The sequence below is a fragment of the Truepera radiovictrix DSM 17093 genome (genome assembly GCF_000092425.1).
Classification (GTDB): domain Bacteria; phylum Deinococcota; class Deinococci; order Deinococcales; family Trueperaceae; genus Truepera; species Truepera radiovictrix.
This window is the reverse complement of record NC_014221.1, coordinates 2,175,826-2,191,066: the sequence shown is the minus strand read 5'-3', so window position 1 is coordinate 2,191,066 and position 15,241 is coordinate 2,175,826. Positions and strand designations below refer to the sequence as shown.

15 protein-coding genes are annotated in these 15,241 nt (G+C 67.4%); all 15 read left to right on the top strand.

The window, feature by feature from the left end:
- The first annotated feature begins 26 nt into the window (after positions 1–26).
- The 15 genes from TRAD_RS10060 (at position 27) to TRAD_RS09990 (ending at position 15,193) form a co-directional block, all read left to right on the top strand.
- The gene (locus TRAD_RS10060; protein WP_013178509.1) at positions 27–653 is read left to right on the top strand and encodes a MazG family protein; all 627 of its coding nucleotides are present in this window, start codon (positions 27–29) and stop codon (positions 651–653) included.
- The gene (locus TRAD_RS10055) at positions 643–1,284 is read left to right on the top strand and encodes an NUDIX hydrolase (RefSeq protein ID WP_013178508.1); all 642 of its coding nucleotides are present in this window, start codon (positions 643–645) and stop codon (positions 1,282–1,284) included. Before TRAD_RS10060 ends, TRAD_RS10055 begins: the two co-directional genes overlap by 11 nt.
- 72 nt (positions 1,285–1,356) lie before the next feature.
- Entirely contained in the window at positions 1,357–2,817 is a 1,461-nt protein-coding gene (locus tag TRAD_RS10050) for an AAA family ATPase (protein WP_013178507.1), read from the top strand.
- A gap of 74 nt (positions 2,818–2,891) precedes the next feature.
- Positions 2,892–3,164, top strand: coding sequence for a DUF3467 domain-containing protein (locus tag TRAD_RS10045; protein ID WP_013178506.1), 273 nt, complete (start codon positions 2,892–2,894; stop codon positions 3,162–3,164).
- Between the two features lie 202 nt (positions 3,165–3,366).
- The gene (locus TRAD_RS10040; protein WP_041947909.1) at positions 3,367–4,008 is read left to right on the top strand and encodes a DsbA family oxidoreductase; all 642 of its coding nucleotides are present in this window, start codon (positions 3,367–3,369) and stop codon (positions 4,006–4,008) included.
- A gap of 212 nt (positions 4,009–4,220) precedes the next feature.
- Positions 4,221–6,257: a serine/threonine-protein kinase gene (locus TRAD_RS10035; RefSeq protein WP_013178504.1), complete on the top strand. Its 2,037-nt coding sequence runs from the start codon at positions 4,221–4,223 to the stop codon at positions 6,255–6,257.
- A 282-nt stretch (positions 6,258–6,539) separates the two neighbouring features.
- Positions 6,540–6,860, top strand: a complete 321-nt coding sequence (locus TRAD_RS10030; protein WP_185095158.1) for a V-type ATPase subunit subunit G family protein — start codon at positions 6,540–6,542, stop codon at positions 6,858–6,860.
- Positions 6,857–8,851, top strand: coding sequence for a V-type ATP synthase subunit I (locus TRAD_RS10025; protein WP_049773088.1), 1,995 nt, complete (start codon positions 6,857–6,859; stop codon positions 8,849–8,851). The genes TRAD_RS10030 and TRAD_RS10025 overlap by 4 nt, the downstream gene beginning before the upstream one ends.
- The gene (locus TRAD_RS10020) at positions 8,848–9,159 is read left to right on the top strand and encodes an ATP synthase subunit K (RefSeq protein WP_013178501.1); all 312 of its coding nucleotides are present in this window, start codon (positions 8,848–8,850) and stop codon (positions 9,157–9,159) included. The genes TRAD_RS10025 and TRAD_RS10020 overlap by 4 nt, the downstream gene beginning before the upstream one ends.
- 2 nt (positions 9,160–9,161) lie before the next feature.
- Positions 9,162–9,785, top strand: coding sequence for a V-type ATP synthase subunit E (locus TRAD_RS10015; protein ID WP_013178500.1), 624 nt, complete (start codon positions 9,162–9,164; stop codon positions 9,783–9,785).
- A gap of 1 nt (position 9,786) precedes the next feature.
- Positions 9,787–10,797, top strand: a complete 1,011-nt coding sequence (locus TRAD_RS10010) for a V-type ATPase subunit (RefSeq protein WP_013178499.1) — start codon at positions 9,787–9,789, stop codon at positions 10,795–10,797.
- A gap of 1 nt (position 10,798) precedes the next feature.
- On the top strand, positions 10,799–11,116 hold the full coding sequence (locus TRAD_RS10005; protein WP_041947240.1) for a V-type ATP synthase subunit F: 318 nt from the start codon (positions 10,799–10,801) through the stop codon (positions 11,114–11,116).
- A gap of 189 nt (positions 11,117–11,305) precedes the next feature.
- Positions 11,306–12,988 carry a V-type ATP synthase subunit A gene (locus TRAD_RS10000; protein ID WP_373466581.1) on the top strand — a complete coding sequence of 561 codons (1,683 nt, stop codon included), beginning with the start codon at positions 11,306–11,308 and terminating at the stop codon, positions 12,986–12,988.
- A gap of 12 nt (positions 12,989–13,000) precedes the next feature.
- Positions 13,001–14,419, top strand: coding sequence for a V-type ATP synthase subunit B (locus TRAD_RS09995; protein ID WP_013178496.1), 1,419 nt, complete (start codon positions 13,001–13,003; stop codon positions 14,417–14,419).
- A gap of 69 nt (positions 14,420–14,488) precedes the next feature.
- Complete coding sequence (locus TRAD_RS09990; RefSeq protein WP_013178495.1) at positions 14,489–15,193, top strand: V-type ATP synthase subunit D; 705 nt, start codon at positions 14,489–14,491, stop codon at positions 15,191–15,193.
- The last annotated feature ends 48 nt before the right edge of the window (positions 15,194–15,241 follow it).

The following is a 15,241-nucleotide window of genomic DNA, read 5'->3' as shown; positions in this document are numbered from 1 at the left end:
ATGGCTATTTTTCGTACACTACCCCTATGCAACGTTTGCTAGAGACGATGCGCCGTCTTCGCGCGCCGGACGGCTGCCCCTGGGACCGCGAGCAGACCCACGAGACGCTGCGGCCCTATCTGCTCGAGGAGGCGGCCGAAGCGGTCGACGCGCTCTCAAGCGGCGACGCGGGCGCGATGGCCGAAGAGCTCGGCGACGTCCTTTTGCAGGTGGCCTTTCACGCGGTCATCGCCGAGGAGGCGGGGCGCTTCTCCTACGAGGACATCGAGGGGGGCATTGTGGAAAAACTCGAGCGCCGCCACCCCCACGTCTTCGGCGACGTGCGGGTCTCGGGCGCCGAGCAGGTCGTGCGTAACTGGCAGGCGATCAAGGCGGCCGAAAAGGAAACGGGGGAGACGAGCCCCGCGGAGCGCGTGCCGCGCAGTCTGAGCGCCCTGATGCGCGCTGCGGAGCTCGGCCGAAAGCTCGGTTGGGAGGCGGGCTCCAAAGAGGCGGTCGTGAGCGCCCTCGACGCGGGCGAGGTGGGCGCGCTGCTCCTGGCGGTCGTCGATTACGCCCGCGCGCAGGGGGTGAACCCCGAGCTGGCGCTGCGCGAGGCGGCGGACGCGCGCGCCCATGGGACGAGGCCGGCGGTAGAGGCTCGTGTCGGGTGACGAGCCGAACGACCCGGGGGCGGCCCCGCCACGCGCCCCCCAGGTGACCTCCCCACCCCTGCTCCTCGAGCTGCGCCGCGCCCTCGCCGCGCGCGAACGCGACACGATGGTGCTGCCGGGGTTTCGCCGCGCGGCGGTGCTCGTCCCTTTGTTAGACGCCCCCGGTGGGCTCGAGGTGCTCTTTACCGTGCGCAGCAGCCGGCTCGCCAACCACGCGGGGCAGATCGCCTTCCCGGGGGGGCGCGTCGACCCCGGCGAGACGCCCGCCGACGCGGCGCGCCGCGAGACCTTCGAGGAGATCGGCGTCGCCGTACCGGAGGGGGCGCTGCTCGGGACGCTGCACGATCACCCCTCCCCGGCCGCGTACATCGTCACGCCGATCGTCGGCGTCCTCCCGTGGCCGCAACCCCTGGCGGTGAACGCCACCGAGGTCGAGGAGGTTTTCGCGGTGCCGCTCGCCGAGCTCGCCGCGCTCACCCCGCGCAGCGAGACGCGCGTTCTGGAGCACTTCAGCCGCGTCATCCACTTTTACACCTGGCAGCGCCGTTTGATCTGGGGGATGACCGGCAACATCCTCAAAGACCTGCTCGACACGTTGCGAGAGCTTGGTGCGTTCGGGGGGGCGACGTAGGCGCGTCGGCCCATGGGGGGCAGCGCAGCGAGGGGGGTATGATGCGGCACTACCTAACCGAAGGGAGGGGCTGTGAAACGCGCTGAGCTCTACATCATCCGCGATGGCGACAAGGTCCCCTTTACTTTGGGTGCCGTCGTAGAGGCCCTGCAGGGCGTCGGGCTGGGGACCGATGAGGCGATCCGCCTGGCGCGGACGCTCGAAAAGCATCACCGTCAAAAGGGACTCAAGACCGTCAAGCTGGGTGCTTTGATCGAGACGCTCGCCGCGCTCGTCGAGGAGGCGTACGGTCCGGAGATGAGCGCGCGGCTCCGCGAAGCGCCCCCCTTCGTCCCCCTGGTCGTGCGCACCGAGAGCGGCGAAGCGCCCTTTTCGCGGCGCACGTTGGCCGCGTGGCTTGAAAAGCGGGGGTTTTCCTTTAAGGAGGGGAACCTGCTTGCGCGGCAGGTCGAGGGGACGCTCCGGCGCACCGGCCAGAGCGTCATCGGTACCTCTGAACTCGTGCACTACACCGCGCTCGCCATCGGCGCGCGCTACGGGCAGGAGGCGCGCGCGCGCTTCGAGGCGAAAGCGGGCGCGCCCTCGGAGCTCCTTGTGCGGCGCGACGGCGGCGCGCTCCCTTACTCGAGGGGCATCTTGGCGCAGTCGCTGATGGCGCTAGGGCTAGCGCCGGAGCTGTCGCACGGGCTCGCCAAGCGCACCGAGCTGCTCCTGTGGCGCCTCGGCGAGCGCGAGGTGAGCGTGGAGACGGTGCGCCGCACCGTCAAAAAGCTGCTGTTGCAGGAGGCGGGGGAGGAGTTCGTGCGCCGCTACGAGCTGCTGCACAGCGTCCGCAGCCCCACGAAACCGCTGATCGTGCTGATCGGCGGTGCCCCTGGGGTGGGGAAGTCGAGCCTCGCTTCGGCGCTCGCCTACCGCTTGGGGGTCCCCCGCATCGTCTCGACCGATTCGGTGAGGCAGGCGCTGCGTTCGCTGATTAGCGCCGAGCTGAGCCCCGCGCTGCACGCCTCGAGCTTTACCGCGTGGCGCGCCGAGCTGCTGCCGAGCGAGGCGGCCAAGCCGAAGCGCAAACGGGTGATCCGTGGCTTTCAGCGCCAGGTGCAGCAGCTCACCACGGCCGTCGGCGCGATTATTAGCCGCAGCGTTCAAGAGGCGACCTCGCTCGTGCTCGAGGGCATCCACTTGGTCCCCGGGTTTTTGCCGCTCGAGCTCGAGGAGGCGACGGTCGTCGAGCTCGTCGTGTGCGTTTCCGACCCCGAGCTGCACCGCGAGTACTTCGGCGCGCGCGAGGTGCAGACCGGCAGCCGTCGCCGCCGCGAGTACTATCTGGAACACTTTGGCGAGATCCGCACGCTGCAAGACTTTATCGTGCGGCAAGCGAAGCTCGCCGGTGTACCGGTGCTCGAAGCGGCCGACACGGATCAACTGACCGACCACGCCATCGAGCAGGTTCTCAACGCCGTGCTCGCGCAGCAGAGCGACGCCGCTGCGGCGGAGCTGGGGGCGGTGCCGCAGGAGGTCGCGCTGCCCTAGGGCGTGGGGTCGTTGCCGACACCCGACAGCGCTCCCCCTGGGTTCTGCGGTAGGCTGAGGCAGGAGGTAACGCTATGGCCATGAAAGAGATCAAGCTCGAAGTCGACAAAGAGGTCGCCCGCGGGCGCTACGCCAACGTCGCGATCATCGCCCACACCCGCGACGAATTCATCCTCGACTTCGCCCTCGCCTACCCGGGGCACCCGCCCTCGGTCGGGTCGCGCGTGATCACCAGCCCCCACCACGCCAAGGCGCTGTTACGCAGCCTCGAGGACAACGTCCGCAAGTACGAGGCGCGCTTCGGCGAGATCGGCGAACCGCCCCGCCCCGTGCAGGGGGAGAACTGACCTTTAGCGCGGGTCGCGAGCCGTTTGTAACGGCCAGCTCGTGGTAGGTCCCTAGGGCGCGCCCTAGGGACGCTTTTTGGCCGCGCACGGCAACCGGCGGGTGCTGACAGCGCCGCCATCTTAGACGGGTTTGGCGGCACCGCCAAAGGGCGCTGTGCTACGGCTTACCTCGGACACCGTGAAGGCGGGCTTTAATACCCTCATGTCGAACGAGGTGGTCACGGTTTTTTTCGATTACGTCTGCCCCTACGCTTGGCGTGGGGCGGAGCTCGTGGAGCTCGTCCGCGAACCTCTGGGGCTCACCTTCGAGTGGCAGCATTTTAGCCTCTACCAGAGCAACCACGAAGCGCAGCGCGCCGCGCGCGCGGGCAGTGGCGCGTGGCAGCTCTGGAACGAGCGCCTCACCGAGGGGGACGAGGGGGGCAACCGCGGGCTTTTGCCCTTTCTCGCCTCGTGCGCGGCGCGGCGGCAGGGGCGCGAGCTGCACGACCGCTTCCGGCTCGAGCTGATGCGCGCGCGGCACCGTGACCACAGGCCCTTTTCGCGCGACACCCTGCACAGCGTCGCTGCCGCCGTGGGGCTCGATTTGTGCCGCTTTCAGAGCGACATGGCGAACCCCGAATGCCGCACCGTGCTCGCGCAGGAGCACTACCGCGCCGCCTCGCTCGACGTCTTCGGCACGCCGACGTTTCGCTTTCCGGGGGGGCACGCCGCCTACTTGCGCCTCAAGGCGCTGCCGGGGAGCGCGGAGGAGGCGCTCGAGCTCTTCTGTAGCTACCGGCGCCTGTTAGAGCGCTTCCCTTACCTCGAGACCATCAAACGGCCGCGTCCCAAGGGCAACTGACGGGGGAGCCCTGCGCGTAACGACGCCGGCGTAGGGTGGGCCGCAGAGGCGTGCTGGTTTTCTGGCGTGTTGGTTTTTTGTAAGAGTAGCTGCCGTACCCTGTAAGCTGTTCGGGGGGGGTCCTGGCGCAGTCGTCAGGGATGCTTGCAGGCGCCTTGCCGGACGCTCGCGGGAGTTGCGCTCTGCGGGCAAATCCATCTGGAGGCGTAGCGGTGCTCCCTGTGGTCCTCGCCCTCTTCGTGATCCTGGGCGCTAGTGTGCTCCTACTCGGCTTGGGTAGGTGTGCGCAGCGGGGGGAGCGCCGCTTAAGACCCGGTGGCGGTGGGGGCAACGGGGTCGTGGAGGGGCGCAGAGGCCCTGCTGACTTGTGGGACCTCCCTGGCTTCGAGGTGCACGAAAAGCTCGGTTCAGGGGGGATGGCGAACGTCTATCGGGCGCGGCGGCGGCGCGACGGCCGGTGGGTGGCGCTAAAGGTGCCGGCCGAGGCGTTTATGCGCGACGCCGCGTTTGTGCGCCGCTTTCACCGCGAGGCGGAGGTCGCTAGGCGCCTCGATCACCCCAACGTCGTGCGGACCTTTGAACATGGCAGCGTCGCGGGCCAACACTACCTAGCGATGGAGTTCGTGGACGGCGTGAGCCTAGAGAGCTACGTCGACGTCCCCGAACACGTCGGGGACTACGCCACGAGCCGCGAACTGATGCTGCAGGCGGTGCGTGCACTGCGCTACATCCACGCCTCGGGGATCGTGCACCGCGACCTCAAACCCGCCAACGTGATGCTGCGCCGCGACGGCCTGCGGCGGCGGCGCGGTGAGGTCGTGGTCGCGCCCGACGCGCTCAAGCTGATGGACTTTGGGGTCGCGGGCGCGTGGGACGCGGTGGACGGGGTAGGCCAGCGGGAGACGAACGACGTGGCGCCGGGACGTGTCGGTACCCCGAGCTACATGTCGCCCGAGGGGGTGCGCGGTCTCAAAACGGACGAGCGGAGCGACGTCTACAGCCTCGGTCTGGTGTTCTACGAGCTCCTGACGGGCCAAGCCGCCTTTCGCGGCGGGTACGAGGTCGTGATGCACCAACAGATCTTCGCCCAGCCGCCCCCGCCCAGACAGCACGCGCCGCGCGTTCCGAGCGACCTCGAGGCGCTCGTGATGGCGATGATCGCCAAAGACCCGCAGCGGCGCCCCGACCTCGCCACGGTCGAAGCGCGCCTAGAGGCCGCGTCGCTGCGCGCCGCGACGCCTCCGCCGGGTGAGGGGGGGCGCCTCCTCTGCGCGCTCGCCTCGCCCGAGGGGGCGCTGCGCGCCTGGAGCCGCGACGGCGAGCCGCATACGGTGCTCGGCGCGCTCGAGGCCGCCGGCGGGGTGCTCCCCGCGCTGCCTCGAGCGTGCGCGAAGGACGCCGCCGGGGCGCTCTACGTCGCGGTGCACGAGGAGGGGTTGCGCGCTGACTACCCCATGATCTACAAGCTGTGTCCAGAGGGCGGCGTGCTGCTCGCTTTCGGCCACTACGGGATGGACGCGGGCAACTTTCTGCGGCCCGTGGCGCTCGCCGTCTCCCCCGACGACACGTTGCTCGTCCTCGACGCCGAAACGCACCTCGTGCAGCGCTTTAGCGCCCGCGGTGAGCTGCTCGCCCGCCTCGGCGGTCAGGGGGGGGCGCTAGGGCGCTTTAGCGATCCGCGCGACCTGCAGGTCGACGCCCGCGGTGACCTCTACGTGCTCGACTACGGCAACCAGCGGGTGCAGCGCCTCGATCCCAGGGGGCGTTGCCGGGGCGTCTGGGAGCTCCGCGCGGAGGGCCAACGGCTCGCCGTGGGGGGGTTCGCGCTCGCCCCGACGGGGACGCTCTACCTGGCCGAAGCGGGGCGAGCGCGGCTGCACCAGATGGCGCTCTCGGGGAGCGAGCTAGGGACCGTTGCGCTGTCCTTTGCCGCAGCGCCCGAGCCAGACGCCCCGCTTACCCCGCGCTACGCCGGCGGGTTCGGGGGGGGCGCCGCGTTGGGTGCACGCGAACCCCCCTACCCGCTACAACCCCACCTGACGCTCACGGCCGCGCCGCCTCACCTCGGGGCGAGCGGTGCGCTTAAAGACCTCGGGGTCGACGAAGAGGGCTACGTGTTCTTCGCCGAACGGGGTCAGCGCGTGATCTCACAGCACGCCCCCGATGGCACGCTGGTGCGGCGCCTAGAGACATATGCCCCTATCCTGCAGTTTCGCTTTGGTGCTAGCGCCAAAGGCGCGAACCCGTAGCCGTCCGCCGGCGCCTCGCTCACCCCCCTCCAGGACGGCTTTGCGACCCGTTGACGGGTGGTCGTCGGGCGAGTTTGGTCGGGGCCCAAGCCGCCGCCGATTTCGTTGACACCGCCCTAGTGGGTTGCTATGCTGACGTCTGCAAAGCGCGAGTTGTAACGTCGCGTTTTTTTGTGCCTGGATGACGCGAACCCGAGCCGAGCTGTGGCCTACGCGGTGGGTCTCGCTCGGTGTCCTAGACGTACGGTGGTGGGCGTCGTTATGGTCAGAAAGGAGGGTCGTTTGGAAGCCCAGGGCGAAAAACTGCTACAACGTCTTATCGACGAGGAGCAGAGCCTCCTGGCCAAGGTCGAGGAGGCGCGGCAAGAGGCGGCCAAGGTGATCGAAGAAGCCGAAGCCAAAGCGGCAGCCACCCTCGAGGCCGCGCGCCAGCGTGCCGCGAGAGAAGCCCAGGAGCGGCGGGCGGCGGCGGAGCGCGAAAGTGGGCGTGAGCGCGACGCGGTGCTAGATAGAGCGCGTCAAGAGGTCGCGGCGGTGCAGGAGCGCGCCAAGCGCAACCAGCAGCGGGCGATGCAGCTGGTGTTGGAGCGGGTGCTGCCGTGATCGCGCCCATGGAGCAGCTGCTCGTCGTCGGTCGCAAGGGGATCGTCAAAGACCTTCTCGTGAGCCTGCAGACCCTCGGCGTAGTGCACATCGTACGCGCCCACGGCGACGCGCTCCCCCGTTTCGAGCTTAAAGAGAGCGACCGGCGTGCGCAAGAGGCGTGGGACGGCGTGGTCGCCAAGACCGAGGCGCTGCTCGAGCTGCTCTCGGCCGCCGAGGGTCCGGTCGCCGGCAAAGACCGCGTCCCCTTAAGCCTCTCCGAGCTGCGCGCTTACCTCAACGATCTTAGCAACCAGGTCGACTCGCTCGTCGCCGAACGCGCCGAGATCGACGACGAACTCGACCTCATCAACACCTACTTGCCCCCCTTTCGGGAGCTCGCCCCGACGCTCGCGCAGCTCGAGGGGTCGCGTTACCTGCGTGGGGCGGCCTTTTTGGTCCCTTCCGAAGACTTTTTGAGCCGCGTGCGCGCCGCTCTTAAAGAGACCTTTGATAACCGCTTCGCGCTCGCGACGCGGCGTTACGGCAAAGGGTTTCTGGCGGTCGTGGCGGTGCTCAAAGGGGAGCTCTCCGAGCTGCAGGCGCTGCTCTCGCGCCTCGGGTTGGCCGAACTGCAGCTGCCGGAGCGCTTTAAAGACCTCGGCGTCGCCAAGGCCGTGCACGTGATGCAAGAGCGCGCCCAAACGCTCCCCAAGCGCCGCAAGACGCTGCAAGACGACCTCGCTCACCTCGGCAAGGTCCACGGCGGCCGCTTGCGCTTGGTGCGCGACGTCGCGCTCAACCACCGCGCCCGCTACGAGGTGATGAGTGAGCTTGCCGGGGGGCGTTACGGGTTTGCGCTGCAGGGGTGGGTTCCGGCCAAAGACCGGCGCCAGGTCGTCGCGGCGCTCGAGCGCCAGTTTGGCGGCGACCTCGTCATCGAGGTGCGCAAAGCCGACGAACACCACGACGAGGACGTCCCCGTCAAGCTCGAGAACCCCGGTTGGGTCAAGCCGTTCGAGGGGCTCTTGTCGCTCTTCGCGCCGCCCAAGTACGGCTACTTCGACCCCTCCTGGACGCTCGCCCTCTTTTTCCCGCTGTTTTTCGGCTTTATCGTCGGCGACATCGGCTTCGGCTTGCTGTTTTTGGCCCTGGGCGTCTGGTTCCGCCTCCGCGGCGCGCGGGGTAACAACCTCAACCTGGGCCCCTTGGGTATCGTGATCCCGTCGACCGCGCTGCGACCCATCGGCACCGTGATCAACTGGTGCGCGGCCTGGACGATGGTGTGGGGGTTTCTCTACGGCGAGTTTTTCGGCAACTTCTTGGAGCACTTCCCGCCGAACAACCCCATCTTCTACCCCACCTATAGCGATCACTACCACGGCGTCATCCCCATCGCGATCTTTCGCGTGCACGAGTCCGGTTTTTACACCGTACTCCTGCTGGCGCTCGTGTTCGGCACCCTGCAGGTGCTTTTCGGCTGGGCGCTGCGCGCCTACTACGGGCTGCGCCACGGCGATATGAAGCACTTCTGGGAGGGCGTCGGGATGTTTGCGGGCATCGCCGCGATCGTCACCTTCGCCTACGGGTTTTTGACGAATAACCTTTCCGACAACGCCTTCGTCCTCTTTTTCGTGGCGCTCGGCTTCGCCATCTTTTTCGCCGGGCTCATCTTCTCGCGGCTGCCCTTGATGCTCGTCGAGCTGATCTCCAACTCGGGGAACATCCTCTCGTACCTGCGGCTTTTCGCCGTCGGTCTCTCGGCGGCGCTCATTGCAACCCTGGCGACCGACCTCGGCTACGCGCTCGGCGGTACCCTGCCGATCGTCGGACCCGCGCTCGGTATTCTGGTAGCGTTTGCGGTGCACCTCATCGCCTTGACGCTCAAAGCCATTTCGTATACCCTGCAACCGCTTCGTCTTCACTACGTCGAATTTTTCACGAAATTCGGCTTTTACGAAGAAACGGGGCGTCCGTATCGGCCGTTCCGCATCCTAGGAGGAAAAGCATGAAAAAGGTTCTCGGTCTTCTTGTCTTGGCGCTCCTCGCTGGCTTCGGTTTTGCGCAAGAGGCTCAGGCGGCCGCCGCTACGGGCGCCTCGATCGGCGACGGTCTCATCGCCCTCGGCGCGGCGCTCGCTATCGGTATCGGTGCGATCGGCGTCGGTATCGCGCAGGCCTCGATCGGTAGCGCGGGCGCGGGGACCCTGGCCGAGCGCCCTCAGGCTTTCGGTCAGATCCTGATCTACCTGGTGATCCCCGAGACCATCATCATCTTCGCTTTCGTCATCGCCTTCTTCCTCAACGGCCAGATCGGCTAACGATGGCCAATCTTACGGCGCTGCTTGAAAAGGAAGCGAGCGCGGAGATTGACACCATCCTCTCCGAGGCGCATGCGCGCGCCTCGGAGATTGTCGCTCAAGCCGAAGAGGAGGCGAGAGCGCTGACCGCTCAGGGGGAGCGCCTAGCGCAGACGCAGGCGGAGGCTTCGAAGGTGCGCGCGAAAAGCGCCGCGCAGCTCGAGGCCGCGTCGTTGCGACTGCGGGCGCAACACGAGGCGGTCGAGGGGGTCTTCTCGGCGGTCGAAGCCGAGCTCCGTTCGCTCATCAAAAATGGTCGCCGCTATGGCGCTGTCTTCGAGGCGCTCTTTAACGAGGCGCTCGAGGCGCTCGGCGGCCCCGAACGCCTCGCCAAGGTCTTCGTGCACCCAGACGACGCCGCGCGCGCGCGCAAGCTCGCCGAGGGGCGCGGTCTGGCCGACAAGGTCGAGGCCGACGAGAGCGTGCAGGGGGGGGTCAAGCTCCAAGCGACCTCCAACGTCACGGTCGAAAACACCCTCTTCGACCGCCTCCGGGCGGCGCGGGAGGAGCTCGCGTCGGAGGTCTCCAAGCTCCTCATGGCTGAGCCCGAAGGAGAGGGCGCGCAGGGGTCTGCGCAAGGGGCGTAGGGTGCCCGCGGACTTCGGCTACATCAACGCCCGCGTGCGCGGCCTTAAAGCGCAGCTTTTAGCGCCCGAGTTCTACACCGACGCGCTCGGCGCCTCCGACTTTCGGGCGTTTTTAAACGCGCTTTCGCAGACCCCTTACGGGCGCGAGCTCGAGGAGGCGCAGGCGCGCTACGGTGGGGGCCTGGGCGCTGTCGACGAGGCGCTCGGGCGGAGCTTTTACAGCACCACCCGCACGCTGCTTAGCGTCGCCGACGGTCTGCCGGAGCGCCTGTTAAAGCTCCTGCTGCTGCGCTACGACCTGCACAACCTTAAAGCGATCGCGCGCGCGAAGCACGCCGAGCGCGAAGCGGAGGACGTCACGGGGGCGCTCATGCCGGCCGGCGCGTTAAAGCCCGCGGTGCTCGAGAACATCGCCGCCGCCCCCGACCTGAGCGCGGCGGCGCAGGCGCTCGCCATCACGGGGCACCCGCTCGGCCGCGCCTTTTCGCAGGCGTCGGCGCGCTACGCCTCAGAGGGTGACCTCTACGCCTTTGAGCTCGCGCTCGACCGCGCCTACTTCGAGGTGCTCATCGCCGAAGCCGCGTCGGGGGACTTTCCGGCCGACTTCGTCCGCTACGTCCAGCGCGAGATCGACGCGACGAACATCCGCACCGCCCTTAAAGTGCAGGGTACCGGCGAGGTCTCCGCCGACGAGCTCTTCGTGCGGGGTGGCAAAGAGGTGCGCCGCGCGACCTTTGAGAGCCTCCTGGCGGGCGACACGCAGGCGCTCGCGAACACGAGCTTCGCCGCCGTCGCCGAGGCGGGTGGTCTGACCGAAGCCGAGGAGATCTTGCGCGGCGCGCTCGAGAGCGCTGCCCGCAAGCTCTACCTGCGCGACCCTCTGGGCGTCGGTGTGGTGCTGCACTACCTGCGCCTGCGCGAGACGGAGGCGGCGAAGCTCAGGCTCTTGGCGCGTGGCAAGTTCTACGGTGTGCCGCGCGCGCAGCTCGAACAGGAGCTCGGCAGTGCCTAGGATGATCGTACTAACCGACAGTGACACCGCCTCGGGTTTCCGGTTGGCGGGGGTCGAGGTGCGCGAGGCGACCCCGGAAAACGCGCAAGAGGTGCTCGACGAGCTGATCCTCTCCGACGCCTACGGGCTCGTGGCGGTCGACGAGGGGCTTATCGCCGACCCCAACCGTTCGTCGGCGCGCACCATGCGGGGGCGTGAGCTGCCCGTGCTACTTACCATGCCGAGCCTCGGCGCCGCGTTTGACGAGGGCGCCGACGCCACGGACTACATGAAACAGCTTGTGCGGAGCGCGATCGGCTTCGACGTCAAGCTCGAGTAACCCACGCGCGTGCGCCGCACCCCCCCGACCGGTTTGCCTTACACTAAGGGGATGGGGAAGCGGCGCCGCTTGCTGAAACCGCGTCACCTCGCGCCGCGCGGGCCCGGGTGACGCCGCTCTGAGGAGGACAACGTGGCGATTGAGGGAACCATTCAGCGCATCTCCGGGCCGGCGGTCATCGCCCGCGGGATGATGGGCGCGCGCATGTTCGACATCGTGCGCGTCGGTAACGAAAAGCTTGTCGGCGAGATTATCCGTCTCGACGGCGACACCGCCTTCGTGCAGGTGTACGAGGAGACGGGGGGTCTCAAGGTCGGCGAACCCGTGGTGTCGACCGGTCTGCCGCTCGCGGTCGAGCTCGGGCCGGGGATGCTCAACGGGATCTTCGACGGTATTCAGCGCCCCTTGGATAAGATCAACGAAGCTTCGGGCACCTATATCGACCGCGGCATCACCGTCAACTCGCTTTCGCGCGAGACGAAGTGGGCGTTTACCCCGCAGGTCTCGGTCGGCGACGAGGTCAAGGGGGGGCAGGCCATCGGCACCGTCCCCGAGTTCTCCTTTACCCACAAGATCCTCGTACCGCCCAACGTCTCGGGCAAGATCAAGACGATCGTCGGCAAGGGCGAGTACACCGTCGAGGATGTGATCGCGACCCTCGAAGACGGCACCGAGCTCAAGCTCTACCACGCCTGGCCCGTGCGGCAGGCGCGGCCGGTGCAGCAAAAGCTCGACCCCGTGACCCCCTTTTTAACGGGGATGCGCATCCTAGACGTGCTCTTCCCGCTCACCATGGGGGGGACCGCCGCCATTCCAGGTCCCTTTGGTTCGGGTAAGACCGTCACCCAGCAGTCGATCGCCAAGTACGGCAACGCCGACATCGTGGTCTACGTCGGCTGCGGGGAGCGCGGCAACGAGATGACGGACGTTCTGGTCGAGTTCCCCGAGCTCGAGGACCCGCAGACCGGCAACCCGCTGATGCACCGCACGGTCTTGATCGCCAACACCTCGAACATGCCGGTAGCGGCCCGCGAGGCGAGCATCTACACCGGGATCACCCTCGCCGAGTACTTCCGCGACCAGGGCTACCGCGTCTCGGTCATGGCCGACTCGACGAGCCGCTGGGCCGAAGCGCTCCGCGAGATCGCCTCGCGCCTCGAAGAGATGCCCGCTGAGGAGGGTTACCCGCCCTACCTGGCCTCGCGCCTCGCCGCCTTCTACGAGCGTGGGGGGCGCGTGACGACGCTCGCCGGCGAGCAGGGGGCGGTGTCGATCATCGGCGCGGTGTCACCCGCCGGTGGGGACTTCTCCGAACCCGTCACCCAGTCGACGCTGCGCATCACCGGTTGCTTCTGGGCGCTCGACGCCTCCTTGGCGCGCCGCCGCCACTTCCCGGCGATCAACTGGAACCGCTCGTACACGCTCTTCGCCGACATCTTAGAGCCCTGGTACCGCGAAAACGTCGCCGAGGACTACCCCGAGCTGCGCGCCCAAGCGGTCGCGCTCTTGCAGCGCGAAGCGGAGCTGCAGGAGGTCGTGCAGCTCGTCGGGCCGGACGCGCTGCAGGACAACGAGCGGCTTATTATCGAGATCGGCCGCATCTTGCGCCAAGACTTTTTGCAGCAAAACGGTTTCGACCCGGTCGACGCCTCGTGCTCGCTCAGCAAAGCCTACGGGATGCTGCAGATGATCATCGCGCTAAACGATCAGGCGCGGCGGGCGTTGGACGCCGGCGCTACCGTCGACGACGTGCTTAAAAGCCCCGTCATCGAGCGCGTCAACCGCGCGCGCTACGTACCCGAAGACGAGTTCGCCGCCTACAAAGAGGCCACCCTCAAAGAGATCGCTCAAGGCTTCGCCGTCGCCGCCTAAGGCAGAGGAGTTATGGCAACCAAATTTTTGCGCAAAGAGTATAGCGAGGTCTCGTACGTTTCGGGCCCGCTGCTGTTTCTAGAGAACGCCCCCGACCTCGCCTACAACGCCATCGTGCGCATTAAAGACGCCTCCGGGCGCGAGCGCGGTGGTCAGGTGATCGAGGTTTCGGACAAATTTACCGTGCTGCAGGTGTTCGAGGAGACCTCGGGGATCGACCTCTCGGCGACGAAGGTGTGGCTGGTCGAGGACGTCGCCCGCTTGGGGGTCTCGCGCGAGATGATCGGGCGCCGCTTTAACGGCATCGGGGAGCCCATCGACGGCCTCCCCGAGGTGGTCGCCGACAAACGGCTGCCCATCGGCGGGGCGCCGATCAACCCGGTCGCCCGTCAGAAACCCGAGGAGTTCATCCAGACGGGCATCTCGACGATCGACACCCTGATTACCTTGGTGCGCGGGCAGAAGCTCCCCATCTTCTCGGGTTCGGGGCTGCCGGCCAACGAGCTCGCCGCGCAGATCGCGCGCCAAGCGAAGGTCTTAGGGGAGGGCTCCGAGTTCGCCGTGGTCTTTGCCGCGATGGGCGTCACCCAGCGCGAGATCACCTACTTCACCCAGGAGTTCGAGCGCACGGGTGCGCTGGCGCGTTCGGTGCTGTTTCTCAACAAAGCCGACGACCCCGCGGTCGAGCGCCTCTTGACGCCCAAGATGGCGCTGACTGCCGCTGAGTACCTCGCTTTCGAGCACGACTACCACGTGCTGGTCATCCTCACCGACATGACCAACTACTGCGAGGCGCTGCGCGAAATCGGTGGGGCGCGCGAGGAGATCCCCGGGCGCCGCGGTTACCCCGGGTACATGTACACCGACCTCGCCTCGATCTACGAGCGCGCCGGGGTCGTCGAGGGGCGCAAAGGCTCGGTGACGCAGCTGCCGATCCTGACGATGCCCGACGACGACGTGACGCACCCCATCCCCGACCTGACGGGGTACATCACCGAGGGGCAGATCTACCTGGCGCGCAACCTCCACTCGCAGGGCATCTACCCGCCCATCAACCCCGGCCCCAGCCTGTCGCGGCTCATGAATAACGGGATCGGCAAGGGCAAGACGCGCGCCGACCACAAAAACATCGCCGACCAGCTCCAGTCGGCCTACGCCAACGGCCTCGACCTGCGGCGGTTGGTGGCGATCACCGGTGAGGACGCCCTGTCGGAGAACGACAAGCTCTACCTCAAGTTCGCCGACGCCTTTGAAAAGCACTTTATCAACCAGGGCTCCGAGGACCGCTCCATCGAGCAGTCGCTCGACATCGCCTGGTCGATCCTGTCGATGCTGCCCAAGAGCGAGCTCACCCGGCTCTCGCGCGACCAGATCGACAAGTACTACGGCGCCAAGATGGACGAGCTGTGGGGAGCGCGAAAGGGCATCTAGTCGTCAGCGTCCGGTCGGGGGGCGGTGTGCTGCTGACCCCCGACGCGTGACGACGGCAAAAGGAGAACCATGGCCGAAACGATCGCCCCGACCCGATCCAATCTGCTGCAGCGCCGCGAGCAGCTCAAGCTCGCCAACCGCGGCGCCGACCTCTTAAAGCGCAAACGTGACGCGCTCATCGGCGAGTTTTTTAGCCTCGTGCAGGCCTCTTTAAAGGCGCGCCGCGCGCTCAACCAAGCGGGCCGCGAGGCGTACTTTAGCCTGTTTCTCGCCAAAGCGTGGGACGGCCCCGAGGCGGTCGAGAGCCTCAGCCTCGCCGCTCGGACGGGGCTTGATCTTGACGTCAAGGTTGAAAACCTCTTCGGGGTCAAGGTGCCACAGGTGCAACCGCCGACCTTTGACCGTTCGCTCCCCTTTTCGCCCGTCGGGGCGGGGGCGCGTACGCTCGAGGCCGCCTCGCAGTTTCGGGCGCTCACCGAGGCGCTCGTCCGGGTCGCCGCGACCGAGACGCGCTTGCGCCTGGTTGGCGAGGAGATCAAAAAGACCTCGCGCCGCGTCAATGCGCTCGAGCAGATCGTCATCCCCGGGGTAGCGCAGCAGATCAAAGACATCCGCAGCGTTTTGGATCAGCGCGCGCTCGAAGAGATCACGGTGTTAAAGCGCATCAAGGCGAAGCTCGACGCCCGTGAGGAGGCCGAGGCGCAAGAAGGCGCGCGCACGGAGGGCAAGGCGCAGCGCTCGGGCCCGCCGGAAGCGACCGCGCAGGTGGGCTGAACCGGCCGTAACGTCGCGCCCGCTGCGAAACCCCTACCCTAGCTAGCC

Excerpts from the sequence above, each read along its gene's own strand:
- TRAD_RS10020 (WP_013178501.1), top strand. The coding sequence starts at position 8,848 with ATGAAAAAGGTTCTCGGTCTTCTTGTCTTGGCGCTCCTCGCTGGCTTC.
- TRAD_RS09995 (WP_013178496.1), top strand. The coding sequence starts at position 13,001 with ATGGCAACCAAATTTTTGCGCAAAGAGTATAGCGAGGTCTCGTACGTT.
- TRAD_RS10060 (WP_013178509.1), top strand. The coding sequence starts at position 27 with ATGCAACGTTTGCTAGAGACGATGCGCCGTCTTCGCGCGCCGGACGGC.
- TRAD_RS10045 (WP_013178506.1), top strand. The coding sequence starts at position 2,892 with ATGGCCATGAAAGAGATCAAGCTCGAAGTCGACAAAGAGGTCGCCCGC.
- TRAD_RS10040 (WP_041947909.1), top strand. The coding sequence starts at position 3,367 with ATGTCGAACGAGGTGGTCACGGTTTTTTTCGATTACGTCTGCCCCTAC.
- TRAD_RS09990 (WP_013178495.1), top strand. The coding sequence starts at position 14,489 with ATGGCCGAAACGATCGCCCCGACCCGATCCAATCTGCTGCAGCGCCGC.
- TRAD_RS10005 (WP_041947240.1), top strand. The coding sequence starts at position 10,799 with ATGATCGTACTAACCGACAGTGACACCGCCTCGGGTTTCCGGTTGGCG.
- TRAD_RS10015 (WP_013178500.1), top strand. The coding sequence starts at position 9,162 with ATGGCCAATCTTACGGCGCTGCTTGAAAAGGAAGCGAGCGCGGAGATT.
- TRAD_RS10000 (WP_373466581.1), top strand. The coding sequence starts at position 11,306 with ATGATGGGCGCGCGCATGTTCGACATCGTGCGCGTCGGTAACGAAAAG.